Source organism: Streptomyces sp. NPDC006997 (genome assembly GCF_040635175.1).
Taxonomy (GTDB): Bacteria; Actinomycetota; Actinomycetes; order Streptomycetales; family Streptomycetaceae; genus Streptomyces.
Genome location: NZ_JBEYHH010000006.1, coordinates 197,870 through 217,328, shown reverse-complemented (window position 1 = coordinate 217,328; position 19,459 = coordinate 197,870). Strand labels below are relative to the sequence as shown.

Here is a 19,459-nt window from a genome sequence, read left to right as displayed (position 1 = left end):
TCACGCGGAACCGGGCCCTCACGCGGAACCGGGCCCTCACGCGGAACCGGGCGCCCGCGCGGGAGCGCCGCCCGCCACCACCCCGCCGCGCCGGTTATGTACCGGCTCTGTACCGAGATCCGCCGCTGTCAGCGTTTGCCGTTAGCCTGACGCGACGCACTCACATTCGGGATGGGGGACGGTCGTAACGCATGGCCAGGGAATTCCAACGCGGCCACAAGGCCAGGATCAGTGACCTCACCGCGGGCACGGATCTGTACGTAGGCGTGCAGATCTCCGGCCCCGGACTGAGCTTCGACATCAGCTGCTTCGGACTCGACTCCGACGAGCGGCTCTCGGACGACCGGTACTTCGTCTTCTTCAACCAGCCGAAGTCCCCCGAGGAGGCCATCCAGCTGCTCGGCGCCCAGGCGGGCGACACGGAGTCCTTCCGGGTCACGCTCGACCGGATCCCCGCGCAGATCCAGAAGCTGTCGTTCACCGCCACGATCGACGGCGCGGGACAGATGTCGCAGGTCGGCCCCGGATACCTCCGCATCGTCGCGGGCGGCGAGGAGGTGGCCCGGTACGCGTTCAACGGTTCGGAGTTCACCACCGAGCGGGCCGTGATGCTGGGCGACTTCTACCTGAAGGACGTATGGCGCTTCGCGGCCGTCGGGCAGGGCTTCGACGGCGGTCTCGACGCGCTGCTGAAGAACTTCGGCGGCGAGGTCGCCGAGGAGGAGCCGCCCGCCGCGCAGCAGCCGCAGGCCGGTGCCGCGCCCGGCTTCGCGCTGCCCGCCCAGGCCTCCGCCCCGCCCGCCTTCGGCGCCCCGTCGGCCGCGCCCGCGCCGACCCCGGCTCCCGCCCCGCCCGCGGCACCCGCTCCGGCGCCACCCGCGCCCGTGCCGCAGGGCTTCGCGCCCCCGCAGGGAGCGACCCCGCCCCCGGCGCCCGCGCCCCAGATGCACGCTGCGCCCACCGTGGTCGCGCCGATGACCCCGCCCGGCGGCACGGTGCCGCCCCCGGCCCCGCCGTCGTACGGCCAGCCCCCGCAGGCCCCCTACGGCCAGGCCCCGGCCGCCCCGCCCCTCGGCTACCCGCAGCCGACCGCGCCGCAGGCCCCCGCGCCACCCCCGGGCTACGGCCAGCCGGGCCAGCCGGGCCAGCCGGGCCAGCCGGGCCAGCCAGGCCAGCCGGGTCTGCCGACCGCCCCGCCGCCGCCCGGCTACGGCCAGCAGGCTCCCTACGGAGCACCCCAGCCCGCGCCCATGGGCGCACCGCAGGGCGTCCCCCAGGGCACGCCCCAGACGCCCGGCGTCGCCGGCGCGCTCCAGCAGTTCAAGGAGACGCCCACCGGGCAGCGCTGGACGCAGCAGAACAAGAAGATGGTCCGCGTGGACCTCGGCATCGGCGGCCAGCCGGTGCTCGCGCGGCAGGGCAGCATGGTGCTCTACCAGGGCAAGGTCGACTTCAGCTACAAGGGCGCCGGGTTCGCCGGGCGCGTCGTGGGCAACGCGACCGGCCAGGAGATGCAGCTGATGCGCTGCACCGGCCAGGGCCAGGTGTTCCTCGCCGAGGACTCCACGATGCTGCACCCCATCGAACTCCAGGGCGACGGCATCTGCGTCGCCGCTGAGAACGTCCTCGCCTTCGACGAGAGCCTCACCTACGAGGTCCGCCGTATCGAGGGCCACGGCATCCCCGGCGGCGCGCTGTTCACCATGCTGTTCCAGGGCACCGGCACCATCGTCGTCAAGACGCACGGCACGCCCGTGGTGCTGCCGGTGACGCCGACGACGTTCGCCGACAGCAACGCCGTCGTCGCCTGGTCGTCCGCCGCCCAGGTGATCGTCTCCAGCCAGGTCCGGATGCGCCGCAACAGCTACGCGGGCGACACCGGCGAGAGTGTGAACCTCCAGTTCCGGGCCGCGCCCGGCAACTTCGTCGTCGTCCAGCCCTACGAGGTCTAAGGGGAGCCCGTCATGAACCAGCCACTCGCGGGTTACGCCCCCGCACCCGTCACCGCCCGCATGGAGAACCACGGCAACCACATGCTGAAGGTCGCCATGCAGACCGGGAACGACCTCCTCGCGCGCGTGGGCTCGATGGTCGCCTACGAGGGGTTCGTCCAGTACGAGCCCACCCCGCCCGCCGTCCGCCAGATCGCCAAGGACTGGATGACCGGCGAGGGCGCGCCGCTGATGAAGTGCTCCGGCGACGGACTGCTCTATCTCGCCGACTACGGCGCCAACGTCGTCGTGATCAACCTCAACGGCGACGGGATCTCCGTCAACGCCACCAACCTGCTCGCCTTCGACGCCCATCTGACCTGGGGCGTGGAGCGGGTCAAGGGCCTGGCGAAGTTCGCCGGGCAGGGCCTGTGGAACACCAGGATCTCCGGGCAGGGCTGGGTCGCGCTGACCTCCCGGGGCAAGCCCATCGTCGTCGACTGCGGCGGCGGCGAGGACGAGACCTACGTCGACCCGGACGCGCTCGTCGCCTGGTCCCCGAACCTCAAGGTGAAGGGCAAGCGCAGCTTCAAGGCGCAGTCGCTGATCGGCCGGGGCAGCGGCGAGGCCTACCAGATGGCCTTCTCCGGCCAGGGCATCGTCGTCGTCCAGCCCAGCGAGGACAGCACCGACCGCCTCCGGTTCCGGGGCTGAGGGGGAGCACCACACCATGCAGAGTCCGCTTTTCGCCTACAACGACCAGCAGACCCAGGAGCGCTGGGCGCTCCAGAACAAGCAGATGCTCCGGGTCAGCCTGGCCGGTCACGACGACATCCTCGCCCGCAAGGGCACCATGGTCGCCTACCAGGGCATGGTCGAGTTCGACGCCGAGCACCAGGGCAACAGCGCCGCACGCGCGCGTGCGCGCACCGGTGAGGGCCTGGACCTGATGCGCTGCCACGGGCAGGGCACGGTCTACCTGGCCAACCTCAAGCAGCACGTCCACCTCATGGACGTGGACCACGAGGGGCTCACCGTCGACAGCAGCTACGTCCTCGCGATGGACTCCTCGCTGCACCACGAGGTCATCGCCGTCGACAGCCTCTACGGCATCTCCGGCTCGGGGAAGTACCAGCTCAACATCACCGGCAGCGGCAAGGTCGCGCTGATGACCTCGGGCGCGCCGCTGCTGCTCCAGGTCACCCCGGACAAGTACGTCAACTGCGACGCGGACGCGATCGTCGCCTGGTCCACCGGGCTGCGGGTGCAGATGCAGGCCCAGACGCACTCCTCGGGGGTGTGGCGGCGGCGCGGCAACACCGGTGAGGGCTGGGAGCTGAGCTTCATGGGCAGCGGCTACGCGCTGGTCCAGCCCAGCGAGCTGCTGCCGCCGCAGAACGCCCAGATCGGCTCCGGCCTCGCCGCGCAGTACGGCATGGGCCAGCAGGGGGCGCGAGGGCAGAACCAGGGCAACGTCTGGAGCTGAGCCGACGCCGGCGGTAAGGGGTGACCGTCCATGGCGGTCACCCCTTACCCGTTCACAGCCGCGCGCGGGTCGCTTCCAGCAGTCGTACGACCGAGTCGTCCGCCACGTCCGCGACCTCGTCGTAGGCGAACCAGCGCAGGTCCAGCGACTCGTCGCTGATCGCCTCCAGGGCGCCGGGAGGGGCGAGCGCCGCGTACTGCACGTCGTAGTGGCAGTGGCACGGCGGCGGGATGGGATGCCGGTCCAGCCGCACCGGGCCGCCCGGCAGCAGGGTCAGCCCGGCGATCCCGGACTCCTCGCTGGCCTCGCGCAGCGCCGCGTCCGCGAGGGTGGCGTCCGTGGGCTCACAGTGGCCGCCCATCTGGAGCCACAGGCGCAGCTTGCGGTGCAGGGTCAGCAGCACCCGGCCGCGCCCCGGGTCGACGACCAGGGCGCTGGCCGTGACGTGGCCGTCGGCGCAGGACTTCCACACGCCGTCCTGGTGGGCCGCCAGGTGGTCCAGGTAGCTCTGACGCAGCTCCGGCTGGTCCTCGTACCCCTTGAGTACGAGGACCGCGTCGTCGTACAGGCTCACTCGCTGTCGTCGTCCTTCGTGGAGTCCTTCCTGGGATCCTTCGCGGGGTCGTTCCCGGGGGCGTTCCCGGGCTCCTTGCCCAGGTCCGGCTTCCCGGTGGGGCCGCCCGCCGCCTCGCCGAGCATCTTGTCCAGCTCGGAGAAGTCGGCGTGCTCCCGGTGCACGAAGCCGTCCGGGTCGTCCAGGTCGGAGGCGTTCGGCAGCATGTCCGGGTGGGCCCACAGGGCGTCCCGGCCGTCGACACCGCGCGCGTCCGTGAGGGACGCCCACAGGCGGGAGGCGTCCCGCAGTCGGCGCGGGCGCAGCTCCAGGCCGATCAGGGTGGCGAACGTCTGCTCCGCGGGCCCGCCCGAGGCGCGGCGGCGGCGCAGCGTCTCCCGAAGGGCGTCAGCGGAGCCCAGTCGCGGCTTGGCGGCGGCGTGGACCACCGCGTCCACCCAGCCCTCGACGAGCGCCAGAGCGGTCTCCAGACGGGCCAGGGCGGCCTTCTGCTCGGGTGTGTCCTCCGGCTGGAACATGCCCTGCTGGAGGGCGTCCTGCAACTGCTCGGGGTTCTGCGGGTCGAACTGGCCGACCACGTCCTCCAGCTTGGCGGTGTCGACCTTGATCCCGCGCGCGTAGCCGTCGACCGCGCCGAACAGGTGCGAGCGCAGCCACGGCACGTGCGCGAAGAGGCGCTGGTGGGCGGCCTCGCGCAAGGCGAGGTACAGCCGCACCTCCTCCTTGGGGACGCCCAGGTCCTTGCCGAAGGCGTCGATGTTCACCGGCAGCAGCGCGGCCTTGCCCGCCGGGGCGAGCGGCAGGCCGATGTCGGTGGAGCCGACGACCTCTCCCGCGAGCACGCCCACGGCCTGGCCGATCTGCGTACCGAACATCGCCCCGCCCATGGAGCGCATCATGCCGATCAGCGGGCCCGCCATGGCCTGCATCTCCTCCGGCAGGACGTCGCCCATGGCGCCGCCGACCCGCTCGGCGACCGGGTCGACCAGTTCCTTCCAGGCGGGCAGGGTCGCCTCGACCCACTCCGCGCGGCTCCAGGCGACCGCGGAGGCGGCGCCGGACGGCAGGGACGTCACGTCGTCCAGCCACAGGTCGGCCAGGCGGACGGCCTCCTGGACGGCGGTGCGCTCGGCGGGGCCGACGCTCGAGTCCTTGGTGCCGTCCGGGGCGCCCTGGCTGACCGTCTGGCGGGCGATCTGCTTGGCCATGTCCCAGTTCACCGGGCCGCCCTCGTAGGAGAGCATCTGGCCCAGCTGCTGGAACGCGGCGCCCAGGTCGGTGGGGTTCAGGGAACCGAACATGGCAGCGAGCGGATTGTCCGCCCCGGGGCCGCCAAAGCCTCCGGCGCCGGGCAGACCTCCGAAACCGAACGGGTTGGCCGGTCCCTGCCCACCACCGCTCTGCTGGTCCTTCTTCTTGCCCTCGTCGCCGTCGTCCGGCTCCTCCGGCGGAAGGCCGAATCCGAATGGGGTGTCACTCACGGGATTCCTCGGCTGGTAAGGCCACCGGTTCTTTCCGGCGGCGCGGCTGCCCGACAACACCCTCCAGCGTAGACACCACGGGCGGTTCGGGCCTCGGTGCTTCGCCGACGCATGGCCTGCGGCAGGATGGATGCCACCTGGTACGTACGCGTCACTCGCGCCCGTATGTGATAACAACCGCTGGAGACGCCTGGTGAGTTCCCCAGATCCGCAGGTTCGCGCAGCGCGAAACCACTCAACCCCGTCCGCCCCGCGCGGGCCCGTCGTCGCGGTCACCGGCGCCGCGACCGGCATCGGTGCCCTGCTCACCGAACGGCTCGCCGCGTCGGAGGAGATCAAGCAGGTCATCGCCGTCGACGAGCGGCGCGGCGAGTGCGCGGCGGCCCAGTGGCACATCCTCGACGTGCGGGACCCGGCGATCGCGGAGAAGCTGCGCGGCGCGGACGTCGTCGTGCACCTGGCCGTCGACCTCGACCTGGAGGGCGACGCCGCCGCCCGAACGGCGTACAACGTCCGGGGGACGCAGACCGTGCTGACCGCGGCCGCGGCGGCCGGTGTCCACCGGGTGGTGCTGTGCACCTCGGCGATGGTCTACGGCGCGCTGCCGGACAACGAGCTGCCGCTGTCCGAGGACGCGGAGCTGCGGGCCACCGCGGAGGCCACCGGGGTCGGCGACCTGCTGGAGATCGAACGGCTCGCGCGCCGGGCGCCCAGGGCGCACCCCGGGCTCAACGTCACCGTCGTACGCCCCGCCGTTCTCGTCGGCGGCACCGACACCGCGCTGACCAGGTACTTCGAGTCGCCACGGCTGCTCGTGGTGGCCGGGTCGCGGCCCGCCTGGCAGTTCTGCCACGTCGAGGACCTGTGCAGCGCCCTGGAGTACGCCGTCCTGGAGAAGGTCGACGGTGAGCTGGCCGTGGGCTGCGACGGGTGGCTGGAGCAGGAGGAGGTCGAGGAGCTGAGCGGCATCCGGCGTATGGAGCTGCCGAGCGCGGTGGCGCTGGGGGCGGCGGCGCGGCTGCACCGGATCGGGCTCACGCCGTCCCCGGCCGGGGACCTGGCGTACACGATGTACCCGTGGGTGGTCAGCGGGAGCCGGTTGCACGACGCCGGGTGGCGCGCCCAGTGGACCAACGAGGAGGTGCTGGCCGAACTGCTGGAGGAGGTGGCCGGGCGGCACACCGTCGCCGGGCGCAGGCTGGGCCGCAAGGACGCGACGGCGGCGGGGGCGGCCGGGGCCACGGTGGCGCTGCTGGGCGCGGCGGCGGTGGTGCGGCGGGCCCGGAAGGCGCGGCGGCGGATCTGAGGCTCCCCGGCCCGCACGGGCCGCGTCCGGAAACGCCGGACGGGCCGGGTCGGCCGTCCGGGCGTAAGGCACGATGGAGGCATGGCAGAGATGAAGGACCACCCTGGTGAGCAGGGCGCCCAGGATCCCGTCAAGCTGATCGGGATCCGGGAGACGCCCCTCTCCCTGGACGAGGTCTTCCGCGCGGTGGGGGACGACGCGTCCGGGGGGACGGCGCTCTTCGTGGGGACCGTGCGGAACCACGACAGCGGGGCGGACGTCGACGCGCTCGGGTACTCCTGTCACCCCACCGCCGAGGCCGAGATGCGGCGGATCGCCGAGAAGGTGGCCGCCGAGTACCCGGTGCGCGCGCTCGCCGCCGTCCACCGGATCGGTGACCTCGGAGTGGGGGACCTCGCGGTCGTCGTCGCCGTGTCCTGCCCGCACCGGGGGGAGGCGTTCGAAGCCTGCCGGAAGCTGATCGACGACCTCAAGCACGAGGTGCCGATCTGGAAGCACCAGAAGTTCTCCGATGGTACGGAGGAATGGGTCGGCGCCTGCTGAAGATTCCGGTTGCGTAACCGCGCCCCTGACGCGAGCGTTGTCCGTGCGGAGGTTTAATCTGCTGATCAGTCAGTTGCGGACGCGTGTGCGTGGGAGGTCGGCATGGGGGCGCTCGCCTGGTTGCTGATTCCGCTTGGGGCCGCGGTCGGCGGCGGCCTGTGGGGAAGCTGGGCCAACCGGACCCGCAAGGCCCGTAGCGACGGCCCCGAACTCGACGGGTACGCCCGCTTCCGCGCCGCGATGGAGAAGTCCCACTCGGGCGGCTGACCGTCCCGGCGACCGCCGTCCCCCGAGGTCACAGGGGCCGTCCCCGTACGGACGGCCCTGACGGTGCGCTGACAGACCCGTCCCGTACTGTCGAGTCATGCCACGCCGCACGGCGACGATGCTCGCCTCCACCCTGATGCTGATCGCGCTCCTGTGCGCGGGAGTGCTCATCCCCGTGCCGTACGCGGAGATGTCCCCGGGGCCGACGGTGAACACCCTCGCCGAGCACGACGGTGAGCCGGTCCTCCAGATCGAGGGCCACAAGACGTACCCGACGACGGGTCACCTGAACATGACCACGGTCCGCGTCACCAGCGCCGACTACAAGATGAACCTCGTCGAGGCGGTCTACGGCTGGCTGGCACACGACAACAAGGTCGTGCCCCACGACACGCTCTACCCGGACGGCAAGACCGAGGAGGAGTCGACCCAGGAGAACGCCGAGGAGTTCAGCCAGTCCCAGGAGAGCGCGAAGGTCGCCGCCCTGAAGGAACTCGGCATCTCGGTCAGGTCCTGGGTCGTCGTCTCCACCGTCGTCAAGGACTCCCCGGCCGAGGGCGCCCTGCACGCGGGGGACGTCATCAGGTCCGTCGACGGGACGACGGTGAAGGAACCGGCCGACGTCGCCGAACTCGTGACCAAGCACAAGCCCGGCGAGGACGTCGTCTTCACCATCGTGCCCGCGAAGGAGCAGGCCGCCGCCGAGAAGGAGAACCGTTCGGCCACCGTCACCAAGGACGTGAGGATCACCACGGCGACGTCCGACGACACCGGTGAGAAGCGCGCCATCGTCGGCATCTCCGCCGGGACGGACCACACGTTCCCGTTCCCCATCGACATCAAGCTCGCCGACGTCGGCGGCCCGAGCGCCGGTCTGATGTTCGCGCTCGGCATCTACGACAAGCTCACCCCCGGCAGCCTCACCGGCGGCCACTTCGTCGCGGGCACCGGCACCATCGGCGACGACGGCGACGTCGGCCCGATCGGCGGCATCGAGATGAAGACGGTCGGCGCGCGGAACAAGGGCGCCGAGTTCTTCCTGACGCCCGCCGACAACTGCGCGTCCGCGGCCGAGGACACCCCGGACGGCCTCACCCTCGTCAAGGTGAACACCATCGACGACGCCCTGGGGGCGCTGAAGGACATCCGCGCGGACAACACCGCCGACCTCCCGAAGTGCGACGCCGAGAGCTGACCCGCGAGTGCGACGCCAAGAGCTGGCCCGCGCGGCACCAGTCCCGGAAGGCACCAAGGGCTGAGGTCTGAGGGCTGAGGGCTGAGAGCTGAAGGGCTGCTCCGCGACCCGTCGCGGAGCAGCCCCGGCCGTCAGTCCTCGAACGTCGCCGCCAGGGCCTCCGCCAGGCCCGGTACCAGGTCGGAGCCCGTGAGGACCTCGGTCGCGGAGTCCTTCTCCCGCAGCCGCAGCGCCGACTCGCGGGCCCCGTCGCGCAGCACCGCGACCGTCATGCGGACCTCCTGGCGCTCCGGGTGCTCGGCCACCCACTTCGCCAGCTGGGCCTCGCCGAGATCCTGCGGGACCTGGGCCTCCGCGGACGGCGGGAGCATCAGCCGCTCCACCGTCAGGGCGCACCCGGCCACCGCGTCCGGCCAGGCGATCGTGGCGAGGAACTCGTCAAGCGCCCGGTCCGTTGGAACCTCGTCCTGCTCGATCGGGGTGAGGCCGGTGGTCTCCCGCTCCTCATCCAGACCGAGCTGCGCCGCGAGGGACGGTTCCTGGGTCCGCAGCCGAGCGGTGTCTACGAGGGCGAAGAGGCGGGCGGGCTGGTCCCAGCCGAGGCCGGAGGCGTACTCGTCGATCTCGAGTACGGCCCGGGTGAGCGGGCTCGCCGCCATGGGAGTGTTGGACATGGTCACAATCCTGCCTCGTTCAACCCCCGAATCGGGAACTGAGTAAAGCGTAGGTAAGTTGCATAGGTGAGGCCCTACGATCACGGGGCCCGACGGGGGCCCGCGGACACGGGGGCCTGACAGACCAACAGCGAACTTCGAGGTGCCACCTTGGCTTTCCAGATGCCGGACCGCGGCGGAGGCCCGACGGGGCCACGGATCAGAGTGGGCCGCCCGTCCCGGCGTGTCCGGACCCTGCTCATGACACTGGGCGTGCTGGCCGTTCTCGGCATGGCGTTCACCATGTTCGCGGGCTTCTGGACGGACTGGCTCTGGTACCGGTCGGTGCACTACTCGTCCGTCTTCACCACCACCCTGTGGACCAAGATCGGGCTGTTCTTCGTCTTCGGCCTGCTGATGGCCCTCGCGGTGGGCTTCAACATCTGGCTGGCGCACCGGCTGCGCCCGCCGCTGAGCGCCATGTCGATGGAGCAGCAGAACCTCGACCGGTACCGCATGGGCATCGCGCCCTACAAGAAGTGGCTGCTGTTCGGCATCACCGCCCTGGTCGGACTGATCGCGGGCGCCTCCGCCTCCGGTCAGTGGCGGACGTGGCTGATGTGGGTCAACGGCGTCTCCTTCAACCAGAAGGACCCCCAGTTCCACCTGGACGTCTCCTTCTACGCCTTCGACCTGCCCTGGTACCGGTTCCTGCTCGGCTTCGGGTTCGCCGCCGCGATCCTCTCCGTGATCGCCGCCGCGCTGACCCACTACCTGTACGGCGGGCTGCGCGTCACCAGCCCCGGCGCGCGCGCGACGGCCGCCGCGACCGGCCACCTGTCGGTCCTCATCGGCATCTTCGTCGCGCTGAAGGCGGTCGCCTACTGGCTCGACCGCTACGGCCTCGCGGTGAAGTCCAGTGACTTCAAGGCGACGGACAACTGGACCGGTCTGCGGTACGTCGACGCCAACGCCTACCTCCCGGCCAAGACGATCCTGTTCTGCATCGCCGTCATCTGCGCGCTGCTGTTCTTCGCCACCATCTGGCGGCGCACCTGGCAGCTGCCCGTCATCGGCTTCGGCCTGATGGTGCTGTCGGCGATCCTGATCGGCGGGCTGTACCCGGCGATCGTGCAGAAGTTCCAGGTCCAGCCGAACGAGCAGGCCAAGGAAGCGCCGTACGTCGAGAAGAACCTCGCGGCGACGCGGCAGGCGTACGGCATCGACGGCGCCAAGGTCGACGACTACCCGGGCAAGAGCAACACCGACGACAAGACCCAGCTGCGGGACGACGTCGACGCCACGGCGAGCATCCGCATCCTGGACCCGAACATCGTCTCGCCGACCTTCCAGCAGCTCCAGCAGATCAGGAACTACTACGCGTTCCCGACCAACCTGGACGTCGACCGGTACACCAAGGACGGCAAGGACCAGGACACGGTCATCGGTCTGCGTGAGATCAACCTCAGCGGCATCCCGAAGAACAACTGGATCAACGACCACTTCCGGTACACCCACGGCTACGGCGTCGTAGCGGCCGAGGGCACCAGCGCCGACTCCGAGGGACGCCCGGAGTTCACCGAGTCCGACCTGCCGTCCAAGGGCGACCTGGGCACGTACGAGCAGCGGGTCTACTACGGCGAGAAGACCAACATGTACTCGATCGTCGGCGGCCCCCAGAAGGAGGTCGACTACTCCGACGACAGCGGTGAGAAGACCTACAGCTACAAGGGCGACAGCGGCGTCAACCTGTCGAACCCGGTCAACCGGGCCGCGTACGCGGTGGCGTTCAGCGAGCCGCAGATCCTGTACTCCGGCGCCATCGGCGAGGGTTCGCGGATCCTCTACAACCGCACCCCGAAGGACCGCGTCGAGTCCGTCGCCCCGTGGCTGACCATCGACGGCGACGCCTATCCGGCGGTCGTGGACGGCCGTATCCAGTGGATCGTCGACGCCTACACGACGACGAACGGCTACCCGTACTCCTCGCGGACGACCCTCGGTGACACGACGGCCGACTCGCTGACCGCCACCAACAACCAGCGCGCGGTGGTGGCCCAGCAGAACCAGGTCAACTACATCCGCAACTCGGTGAAGGCGACCGTCGACGCGTACACCGGCGAGGTCAAGCTCTACGAGTGGGACACCCAGGACCCGGTCCTGAAGACGTGGAAGAAGGCGTTCCCCGGCACGGTCGAGCCCAAGAGCGAGATCAGCGACGAGCTGATGGCACATCTGCGCTACCCGCAGGACCTGTTCAAGGTGCAGCGCGAGCTGCTCACCCGCTACCACGTGAAGGACGCCGACACGTTCCTCAGCGGCAGTGAGGTGTGGCAGGTCCCGGACGACCCGACCAACAAGGCGGGCGAGTCGGTGCCGCCGTACTACCTCAGCATGAGGATGCCGGACCAGAAGGAACAGGCGTTCTCGCTGACGACGACGTTCACACCCAACGGGCGTGACAACCTCAGCGCGTTCATGGCGGTCGACGCCGAGGCGGGCACCGAGGGGTACGGCCAGATCAGACTCCTCAAGCTGCCCACGAGTACGACCGTTTCGGGACCCAAGCAGATCCAGTCCCAGCTCAACTCCGAGCAGGACATCGCCGAGACGATCCGGCTGCTGAGAGGCGGCGACTCGGAAGTGGAGTACGGCAACCTGCTGGCCGTACCACTCGACGGCGGACTGCTGTACGTGGAGCCGGTCTACGTCCGCGGTGGCGACCTCAAGTACCCGCTGCTGCGCAAGGTGCTGGTCTCCTACGGCGGCGCCACCGCCTTCGAGGACACCCTTGATGAGGCCCTCAACAAGGTCTTCGGCGCGGACGGCGCGACCGAGACGCCGCCGGACCAGGACACGGGCACGGGCGAGGACGACGGCGGCGGGACCACGCCACCGCCGACGGCCGAGAACCCGACCGTCCAGGACGCCCTCGACGACGCCCAGAAGGCCTTCGAGGCCGGTCAGGAAGCCCTGAAGAAGGGTGACTGGGAGGCGTACGGCCGGGCGCAGGAGGATCTCCAGGACGCGTTGGAGCGGGCCGAGAAGGCCCAGTCGCAGCCGGACAGCACCGGGGGCGGTGAGGGGGCCGGCGGCTCCGAGAGCTGAGTGAAGGGTCCACCCCGCGCCGTGATACGGTTGCAGAACAACGGCGCGGGGTGGAGCAGCTCGGTAGCTCGCTGGGCTCATAACCCAGAGGTCGCAGGTTCAAATCCTGTCCCCGCTACTTGAAACGAAGGCCCGGATCCTGATCAGGATCCGGGCCTTCGTGATGTGCGAACGCATGTGCCGGGGTGGGGGATCGCCGTGCCGCCGTGGGGAGTTGGGGGATCTGTGTTTGACTTGTCTCTCTGTGGGCATGTCGACAAAACGCTGAAGTGACCTCAATGGCTGCGGTATACCAGGTGTACCCAGGTTGCAGGTGGTGCGACGATGGACGTTATGGGGGACAAGGCAACTCTGTACGAGACAGGGCGGTTTGAGCACGCTTCGGGGCGGTACGAGGTGCTCGACGCACCCCGCGCCGAGATCCCGGGCACCCCGGAGACTCCGCTGACCTCGGAGACGCCGGACGAGACGACGGACACCGCCGAGCTGGCGGCCGAGGAACTGCGCCAGCGGCTCGCGGCCGAGGCCGGTGACGTCGAGGCGATGAGCGTCCTCGGCGCCATGCTGCTGCGCCGGGGGGATCTCGACGGGGCCGAGGCCCATCTCCGTGCCGCCACCGCCGCGGGTGACCGCGCCGCCGCCAACAACCTCGGGGTCCTGCTGCACCAGCGCGGCTACGCCGACGAGGCCGCCGGATGGTGGCGCATCGCCGCCGTCGCCGGATCCGCCGCGGCGGCGCACGCGCTGGGGCGCCACCACCGTGAACGCGGGGACGAGCCCGCCGCCGAGTACTGGCTGCGGCAGTCCGCCGAACAGGGACACGTCCTGGGCGCCTACGCGCTCGCCGACCTGCTCGACCACCGAGCGGACGCCGCGGCCGAGCGGTGGATGCGGGCCGCCGCCGAACGGGGGCACCGGGAGGCGGCGTACCGGCTGGCGCGCGTGCTGGACCGGAGAGCGCCCCGCGGGGGCGAGACCGGGGGAGCGGGCGGCGTCAGACGGCGCGCTGGCGACGGCGAGCGCGGGGGCGCCGCCGACGGTCCGCTGGCGGAGGCCGAGCAGTGGTACCGGCAGGCCGCCGCACGCGGGCACCGCCGGGCCGCGCTGCACCTCGGGGCGATCCTGGAGAAGCGCGGGGAGCTGAAGGAGGCGGGGCGCTGGTACCTGACGTCAGCGAAGGACGGGGAGCCGCGCGCGGCCTGCGCGCTGGGGTTCCTGTTGCGGGACGCCGGGGACACCGAGAACGCCGCCGTGTGGTGGCTGCGGGCCGCGCAGGAGGGCGACGGCAACGCGGCCAACGCGCTCGGCGCGCTGCACGCCGAGCGCGGGGAGACCCAGACCGCCGAGCGGTGGTACCGGGCCGCGATGGACGCCGGGGACGTCAACGGCGCGTACAACCTCGGGCTGCTCTGCGCCGAGCAGGGGCGTACCCCGCAGGCCGAGCAGTGGTACCGGCGCGCGGCGTACGCCGGTCACCGGGAGGCCGCGAACGCGCTGGCCATCCTGCTGCTCCAGGGCGGGGACGCGACGGGCGCCGAGCCGTGGTTCTCCAAGGCGGCCGAGGCCGGGAGCGTGGACGCGGCGTTCAACCTGGGCATCCTGTACGCCGGGCGCGGCGCGGAGCGGGACGCGCTGCGGTGGTACGAGCGCGCCGCGGCGGCCGGGCACACCGAGGCGGCGTTGCAGGTCGGGATCGCCCGGCTGCGGGAGGGTGACGAGCGGGCCGCCGAGCGGCACCTCCGGTGCGCGGCGGGGGGCGGCAGCGCGGAGGCGGCGTACCGGCTGGCGACGGTGCTCGACGCGCGGCGACCGCGGACGTCGGGGCACGAGCTGGGGGAGTCCGTGCACCAGAAGACCGAGTGCGAGGAGTGGTACGAGCGGGCGGCCTCCCAGGGGCACCGGCGCGCGCAGGTGCGGGTGGGGATGCTCGCCGCGGCGCGGGGCGACCTGGTGGAGGCGGCGCGGTGGTACCGCTCGGCGGCGGAGGCCGGCTCGCGGAACGGGGCGTTCAACCTGGGGCTGCTGCTGGCCCGGGAGGGCAGCGAGCCGGAGGCGGCGGTGTGGTGGACGCGGGCCGCTGACGCGGGGCACGGGCGGGCGGCGCTGCGGCTGGCGCTGGTGTACGCGCGGCGGGGGGAGCTGGCGGAGGGGCAGCGGTGGGCCGACCGGGCGGTCGCGTTGGGGCCGGGGGAGGTGGCTGAGCGGGCGGCTCGGTTGCGGGACGCGCTGGGGGAGGAGCTGTCGGCGTGACGCCGCGCCCACTCGTGCCGCCGCAGGGGCGCGGCTGCCCGTAGCTACCGGGGGTAGTCGGGGGCGTTTGCTTATCGGGGCGGGGGTGACGTAGTGTTGCGTTTACCGACGCGGGGTGGAGCAGCTCGGTAGCTCGCTGGGCTCATAACCCAGAGGTCGCAGGTTCAAATCCTGTCCCCGCTACTGAAGGCCCGAGGGCCGGGATCCTGAGTTCAGCTCAGGATCCCGGCCCTCGGTTCTTGTGTACGAGAACGGCCCCGACGCTCTCAGGGCGGCCGGGGCCGTTCGTGTCGCTGTGGGGTGGGGTCAGGCCGCCGCGCAGTTCGGGCAGACGCCCCGGTAGGTGACCTCGACGTCCGACACCGTGAAGCCGAAGCGCTCCGAGGCCGGGAGGTCGGCCAGGGGGTTGCCGATGGGGTGGACGTCGCGGATGGCGCCGCACTGGGCGCAGACCAGGTGGTGGTGCGGCCGGTGCGCGTTCGGGTCGTAGCGCTTGGCGCGCTTGTCCGTGGCGACTTCGAGCACCTCGCCCAGGGAGACCAGTTCCCCGAGGGTGTTGTAGACGGTCGCCCGGGAGATCTCGGGCAGCTTGGCGACGGCCCGCGTATGCACCTCGTCGGCCGTCAGGTGGACGTGTTCGCCGTCGAGGACCTCGGCGACGACACGCCGCTGTGCGGTCATGCGCCATCCGCGTCCGCGCAGCCGTTCCAGAAGGTCACTCATGGAGTCCAGCCTAACAGTAGGGGGACCAGGTCCCGAATGGGTGTGACTTTGGATGCCTACTCGACTTAGACACTATCTATTATGGGATCGGGGCTGGCTTCAGCCAAGGGGGAGAAGCGGTACGGCGGAGGCCGGACCCTTCGGGGCCCGGCCTCCTGGTGTGTCCGGTGCGGTCAGGCGGGCGCGTGCTGCCGGGCCGGGACCCAGCAGCGGATGATGTCGCGGACCGAGACGACGCCGACGGGCTCGCTGGCGTCCAGGACGATCAGGTGGCGGAAGCCGCCGTGGGTCATCGCGCTGGCCGCCTCCTCCAGGGTCCAGGCCGGGGCGGCGAAGACGACGTCCGTGGTGGTGTGGGCGTGGGCGGGTTCGGTGTCGGGGTTCTGGCCGCGGCCGAGGGAGTTGAGGATGTCCCGCTCGGTGAGGATGCCGATGCCGTCGGCGTCGGGGTCGTGGACCACGGCCGCGCCGACGCTGCGGGCGGACATGAGTTCGGCGGCCTGGCGGAGGGTGTGGGTCGGGCCGATGGTGAGGACCACTGTGCTCATGGCGTCGCGGACAAGCATGGGTTGGAGCCACCTCCTGGAGAGTGTCCCGCCCCTTGTTCCTGGATTCACAAATTCACAAGTGGGGGGTTCTCAGAGTGGCAGGCAAAGAAGGGGTCAACAAGGGGGCGCGAAGGCGTTAGTAGCGCTCGTTGAGGTGGTCCAGGAGCGGGTCGTGCAGGAGGCCGTTCGAGGCCGCCGCGTTGCCGCTGTGCGGGCCCGGGCGTCCGTCGAGGCCGGTGAAGGCGCCGCCCGCCTCGGTGACGATGATCGCGTTGGCCGCCATGTCCCAGAGGGACAGCTCCGGTTCGGCGCACAGGTCGACCGCGCCCTCGGCGACCAGCATGTACGGCCAGAAGTCGCCGTACGCGCGCGTGCGCCAGACCTCTCGGGTGAGGTTCAGGAAGCCGTTCAGCTGGCCGCGTTCCTCCCAGCCGGAGAGGGAGGAGTAGGCGAAGGAGGCGTCGGAGAGCTTGGACACGGCGGAGACGTGCAGGCGGGTGGCGGAGGAGAGGCTGCGGCCGGTGTACGCGCCGTGGCCCTTCGCGGCCCACCAGCGGCGGCCGAGGGCGGGGGCGGAGACGACGCCGACGACGGGCTGGTAGCCGCCCTCTCCCGCCTCCATCAGGGAGATGAGGGTGGCCCAGACGGGGACGCCGCGTACGTAGTTCTTGGTGCCGTCGATGGGGTCGATGACCCAGCGGCGGGGGCCGGTGCCCTCCACTCCGTACTCCTCGCCGAGGATCGCGTCGCGGGGGCGGGCGCGGTGGAGCTGTCCGCGGATGAGCTCCTCGGCGGCCCTGTCCGCCTCACTGACCGGGGTCATGTCCGGCTTGGTCTCCACCTTGAGGTCGAGGGCCTTGAAGCGGGCGGTCGTCGCGGCGTCGGCGGCGTCTGCGAGGACGTGGGCGAGGCGGAGGTCATCGCGGTAGTCGGGCATGTCGGAACGGTATCTGGCGGGGGTGGGGTGGGGCCATGGGGGGCGGTGGGGGTACGGGGGTGGGAAGCCAGTGCTCGCTGGGTGCCGCCGCGCCCACCCGTGCCGCCCCAGCGGCATGACTGCCCGCAGCTACGGCGGATGGCGGCCTCACCGCCACGCCGCTGCCGGGTGGGCTCCGCCCCGACGGTACGGGTGCCCGCGGTCATGGCGGATGGCGGCGCCCGTGTCACGCCGCTGCCGGGTGGGCTCCGCCCCGGCGCTACGACTGCCCGCAGCCGCGCCGGCTGCGGCAGGGCGCTGCCCGCTGCCATGTCGCCCCCGCAAGGCCCCTTGACAGTGTCATGGAGGGCGTCAAACCTGGGCGGAGGGGTGGGCCCCTGAAGGAGGCGATGATGCCTGCTGCGCGGGAGTCTCTGCTGGATGCCGCCTATACGGCGTTGCTTCGGCGGCCGTGGTCCGCGGTGCGCATGGTGGACGTGGCCGCCGCCGCCGGGGTGTCCCGGCAGACGCTGTACAACGAGTTCGGCAGCAAGGAGGGCCTCGCCCGGGCACTCGTGCGCCGTGAGGCGGACGGCTACCTCGCCGGGGTCGACCGGGCGCTCGGCGCGCACGGCGACGCCCGTGAGCGGCTGACCGCGACCGCGGAGTGGACCACCGCCGTCGCCCGCGACAACGCCCTGGTGCGGGCGATGCTCACCGGCTGCTGGGGCGAGCGGCTGCCCGCGCCGACGCTGTCGTCGGTGCCGTCCTCCTCGTCCGTGCCCGCGCAGCGGCGGGCCGACGGGCCGTTGCCCTCGCCCGGGGACCTGGTCTCGATGGTGCGTGACCGTGCCGTCGCGGTGATCTCGGCGCCGGGGCCCGGGACGGGCAGCCGTGAGCTGGCCCGGTCCTGCGAACTCGCCGTCCGGCTCGCGCTGTCCTGCGTCGCCGCGCCGCCCGACGCGTGCGGGGTCGGTGAGTTGGTGCGCAGCGCGCTCAGTGCGCCGAGCCCGACAGCTGCAGGCCGATGACGCCGATGATGACCAGGCTGATCGACACGATCTTCAGCGTGGAGACCAGGTCACCGAGGAAGACCATGCCGTAGATCGCCGTGCCCGCCGCGCCGATGCCGGTCCACACCGCGTACGCCGGGCCCACGTCGAGCTTGCGCAGGGAGAGGGTGAGGAGACCGAAGCTGCCCAGCGCGAAGGCGGCGAACGCGATCGTCGGCCAGAGCCGGGTGAAGCCGTGGGACAGTTTCAGACAGACGGCGAAGCCGGTTTCGAGCAACCCGGCAACAACGACCAGCAGCCACGCCATGGCTGTCCTCCCCGTACGTGCGCACCCTCGGTGACTGCATGTCAGCTTTTGCTCGGGCTTGGTTCCAGCTTTGCGATTATGCCCTTACCGGGACCGCCCGACGACAAACCCCGCGACGCCCACCCCGTGAAGGTCAGTCATCTTCCTTCGCCTCCCGCGTCGACAGCAGCCGACGCAGGGAGTACAGCCGGGCCGGGTCGGCGTGGCCCCCCGCCACCCAGTCGTCCAGGGCGCAGTCCGGCTCGTCGTGACTGCACGCGCGGGGGCAGCCCTCCGTGCCCGGCTCCAGGTCGGGGAACGCGTGGATCACCCGGGACGGGTCGATGTGGGCCAGGCCGAAGGACCGTACGCCCGGGGTGTCGACGACCCAGCCCGTCGCGTCGGCGAGGGGGAGGGCGAGGGCGGAGGTGGTGGTGTGCCGACCGCGGCCCGTGACCGCGTTCACCAGGCCCGTCGTACGGCGGCGTTCCTCCGGCACCAGCGCGTTGACCAGCGTCGTCTTGCCGACGCCGGAGTGGCCGACGAACGCCGTGATCTTGCCGTCCAGTTCGGCGCGCACCCGGTCGGCCGCGCCGCCGTCGTCCAGCTCCTCGCGGCTGGTGACGACGTAGGGGATGTCCAGGTCGCCGTACAGCTCCAGGAGCTTGTCGGGTGGGGCGAGGTCGGACTTGGTGAGGACCAGCAGCGGGGTCAGGCCGCCGTCGAACGCCGCGACCAGGCAGCGGTCGATCAGCCGCGGGCGCGGCTCGGGGTCCGCGAGGGCGGTGACGATGGCGAGCTGGTCGGCGTTGGCGACGACCACCCGCTCGTAGGGGTCGTCGTCGTCCGCGGTGCGGCGCAGTACCGAGGTGCGCTCGGCGATGCGGACGATGCGGGCCAGGGTGTCCTTCCTGCCCGAGAGGTCACCGACCAGGGCGACCCGGTCGCCCACCACCGCGGCCTTGCGGCCCAGTTCGCGGGCCTTCATGGCGAGGACGACCCGGTCCTCGACGAGGCAGGTCAGCCGCCCCCGGTCGACGGTGAGGACCATGCCCTCGGCGGCGTCCTCGTGCTTCGGGCGGATGTTCGTCCGGGGGCGGGTGTTCCGGCGGCCGGGGCGGCTGCGGATGTCGTCCTCGTCGGTGTGCTTGCCGTAGCGGCGCATGACTGGTCCCCGCG

The 19,459-nt window shown here is 71.6% G+C and carries 18 protein-coding genes and 2 tRNA genes; 12 read left to right on the top strand and 8 right to left on the bottom strand.

Translation table 11 applies throughout. The features are described 5' to 3' along the window. Window positions 1-191: 191 nt before the first annotated feature. The 3 genes from ABZ659_RS08485 to ABZ659_RS08475 are packed head-to-tail and all read left to right on the top strand — an operon-like array spanning window position 192 to window position 3,417. Window positions 192-1,952, top strand: coding sequence for a TerD family protein (locus ABZ659_RS08485; protein WP_360214916.1), 1,761 nt, complete (start codon window positions 192-194; stop codon window positions 1,950-1,952). Window positions 1,953-1,964: 12 nt separating this feature from the next. Beyond that, window positions 1,965-2,645 carry an AIM24 family protein gene (locus ABZ659_RS08480; protein WP_360214913.1) on the top strand — a complete coding sequence of 227 codons (681 nt, stop codon included), beginning with the start codon at window positions 1,965-1,967 and terminating at the stop codon, window positions 2,643-2,645. Window positions 2,646-2,661: 16 nt separating this feature from the next. Continuing rightward, window positions 2,662-3,417 (top strand): AIM24 family protein, encoded by a 756-nt coding sequence (locus ABZ659_RS08475; protein ID WP_360214910.1) that lies wholly within the window; start codon window positions 2,662-2,664, stop codon window positions 3,415-3,417. Window positions 3,418-3,469: 52 nt separating this feature from the next. Here the strand turns inward: ABZ659_RS08475 and ABZ659_RS08470 are convergent, their stop codons facing one another. Next, the gene (locus ABZ659_RS08470) at window positions 3,470-3,991 is read right to left on the bottom strand and encodes an NUDIX hydrolase (protein ID WP_360214908.1); all 522 of its coding nucleotides are present in this window, start codon (window positions 3,989-3,991) and stop codon (window positions 3,470-3,472) included. Beyond that, window positions 3,988-5,472 carry a zinc-dependent metalloprotease gene (locus ABZ659_RS08465; RefSeq protein WP_360214905.1) on the bottom strand — a complete coding sequence of 495 codons (1,485 nt, stop codon included), beginning with the start codon at window positions 5,470-5,472 and terminating at the stop codon, window positions 3,988-3,990. Before ABZ659_RS08465 ends, ABZ659_RS08470 begins: the two co-directional genes overlap by 4 nt. Before the next feature lie 193 nt (window positions 5,473-5,665). On the opposite strand from ABZ659_RS08465, the gene ABZ659_RS08460 reads away from it, so the two are divergent. The 4 genes from ABZ659_RS08460 (at window position 5,666) to ABZ659_RS08445 (ending at window position 8,783) form a co-directional block, all read left to right on the top strand. After that, window positions 5,666-6,778 (top strand): SDR family oxidoreductase, encoded by a 1,113-nt coding sequence (locus ABZ659_RS08460; protein ID WP_360214902.1) that lies wholly within the window; start codon window positions 5,666-5,668, stop codon window positions 6,776-6,778. 81 nt (window positions 6,779-6,859) lie between these two features. Continuing rightward, window positions 6,860-7,321 (top strand): molybdenum cofactor biosynthesis protein MoaE, encoded by a 462-nt coding sequence (locus tag ABZ659_RS08455; protein WP_360214899.1) that lies wholly within the window; start codon window positions 6,860-6,862, stop codon window positions 7,319-7,321. 120 nt (window positions 7,322-7,441) lie between these two features. Further along, complete coding sequence (locus tag ABZ659_RS08450; RefSeq protein ID WP_360215102.1) at window positions 7,442-7,588, top strand: hypothetical protein; 147 nt, start codon at window positions 7,442-7,444, stop codon at window positions 7,586-7,588. A gap of 97 nt (window positions 7,589-7,685) precedes the next feature. After that, entirely contained in the window at window positions 7,686-8,783 is a 1,098-nt protein-coding gene (locus ABZ659_RS08445; RefSeq protein ID WP_360214896.1) for a PDZ domain-containing protein, read from the top strand. A 131-nt stretch (window positions 8,784-8,914) separates the two neighbouring features. On the opposite strand, the gene ABZ659_RS08440 is transcribed toward ABZ659_RS08445, so the two are convergent. Beyond that, the gene (locus ABZ659_RS08440; RefSeq protein ID WP_360214893.1) at window positions 8,915-9,457 is read right to left on the bottom strand and encodes a PPA1309 family protein; all 543 of its coding nucleotides are present in this window, start codon (window positions 9,455-9,457) and stop codon (window positions 8,915-8,917) included. A 162-nt stretch (window positions 9,458-9,619) separates the two neighbouring features. Here ABZ659_RS08440 and ABZ659_RS08435 point away from each other — a divergent pair, with 162 nt between their 5' ends. The 4 genes from ABZ659_RS08435 to ABZ659_RS08420 all read left to right on the top strand — a co-directional run bounded on the left by ABZ659_RS08435 (window position 9,620) and on the right by ABZ659_RS08420 (window position 14,977). Continuing rightward, window positions 9,620-12,544: a UPF0182 family protein gene (locus ABZ659_RS08435; RefSeq protein ID WP_360215093.1), complete on the top strand. Its 2,925-nt coding sequence runs from the start codon at window positions 9,620-9,622 to the stop codon at window positions 12,542-12,544. A 44-nt stretch (window positions 12,545-12,588) separates the two neighbouring features. Further along, window positions 12,589-12,662, top strand: a tRNA-Met gene (locus ABZ659_RS08430). A gap of 206 nt (window positions 12,663-12,868) precedes the next feature. After that, on the top strand, window positions 12,869-14,794 hold the full coding sequence (locus ABZ659_RS08425) for a tetratricopeptide repeat protein (protein WP_360214890.1): 1,926 nt from the start codon (window positions 12,869-12,871) through the stop codon (window positions 14,792-14,794). A gap of 109 nt (window positions 14,795-14,903) precedes the next feature. Further along, window positions 14,904-14,977: transfer RNA gene (locus tag ABZ659_RS08420), tRNA-Met, on the top strand. Window positions 14,978-15,100: 123 nt separating this feature from the next. On the opposite strand, the gene ABZ659_RS08415 is transcribed toward ABZ659_RS08420, so the two are convergent. From ABZ659_RS08415 to hisN, 3 genes are all read right to left on the bottom strand, one after another. Then, window positions 15,101-15,517: a Fur family transcriptional regulator gene (locus ABZ659_RS08415; RefSeq protein ID WP_360214887.1), complete on the bottom strand. Its 417-nt coding sequence runs from the start codon at window positions 15,515-15,517 to the stop codon at window positions 15,101-15,103. Between the two features lie 173 nt (window positions 15,518-15,690). Further along, a complete protein-coding gene (locus ABZ659_RS08410) occupies window positions 15,691-16,083 on the bottom strand; it encodes a CBS domain-containing protein (RefSeq protein WP_360214884.1) in 393 nt (130 codons plus the stop codon). Between the two features lie 118 nt (window positions 16,084-16,201). Further along, entirely contained in the window at window positions 16,202-17,002 is an 801-nt protein-coding gene (hisN, locus tag ABZ659_RS08405; protein WP_360214881.1) for a histidinol-phosphatase, read from the bottom strand. 389 nt (window positions 17,003-17,391) lie between these two features. Between hisN and ABZ659_RS08400 the strand changes: the two genes are divergently transcribed. Further along, window positions 17,392-18,012, top strand: coding sequence for a TetR/AcrR family transcriptional regulator (locus tag ABZ659_RS08400; RefSeq protein WP_360214878.1), 621 nt, complete (start codon window positions 17,392-17,394; stop codon window positions 18,010-18,012). On the opposite strand, the gene ABZ659_RS08395 is transcribed toward ABZ659_RS08400, so the two are convergent. Together ABZ659_RS08395 and rsgA are read right to left on the bottom strand one after the other, a co-directional pair. Continuing rightward, window positions 17,978-18,301, bottom strand: a complete 324-nt coding sequence (locus ABZ659_RS08395) for a multidrug efflux SMR transporter (protein WP_360214875.1) — start codon at window positions 18,299-18,301, stop codon at window positions 17,978-17,980. The genes ABZ659_RS08400 and ABZ659_RS08395 overlap by 35 nt on opposite strands. Before the next feature lie 133 nt (window positions 18,302-18,434). Then, window positions 18,435-19,445, bottom strand: a complete 1,011-nt coding sequence (gene rsgA / locus ABZ659_RS08390) for a ribosome small subunit-dependent GTPase A (RefSeq protein WP_360214872.1) — start codon at window positions 19,443-19,445, stop codon at window positions 18,435-18,437. Window positions 19,446-19,459: the final 14 nt, after the last annotated feature.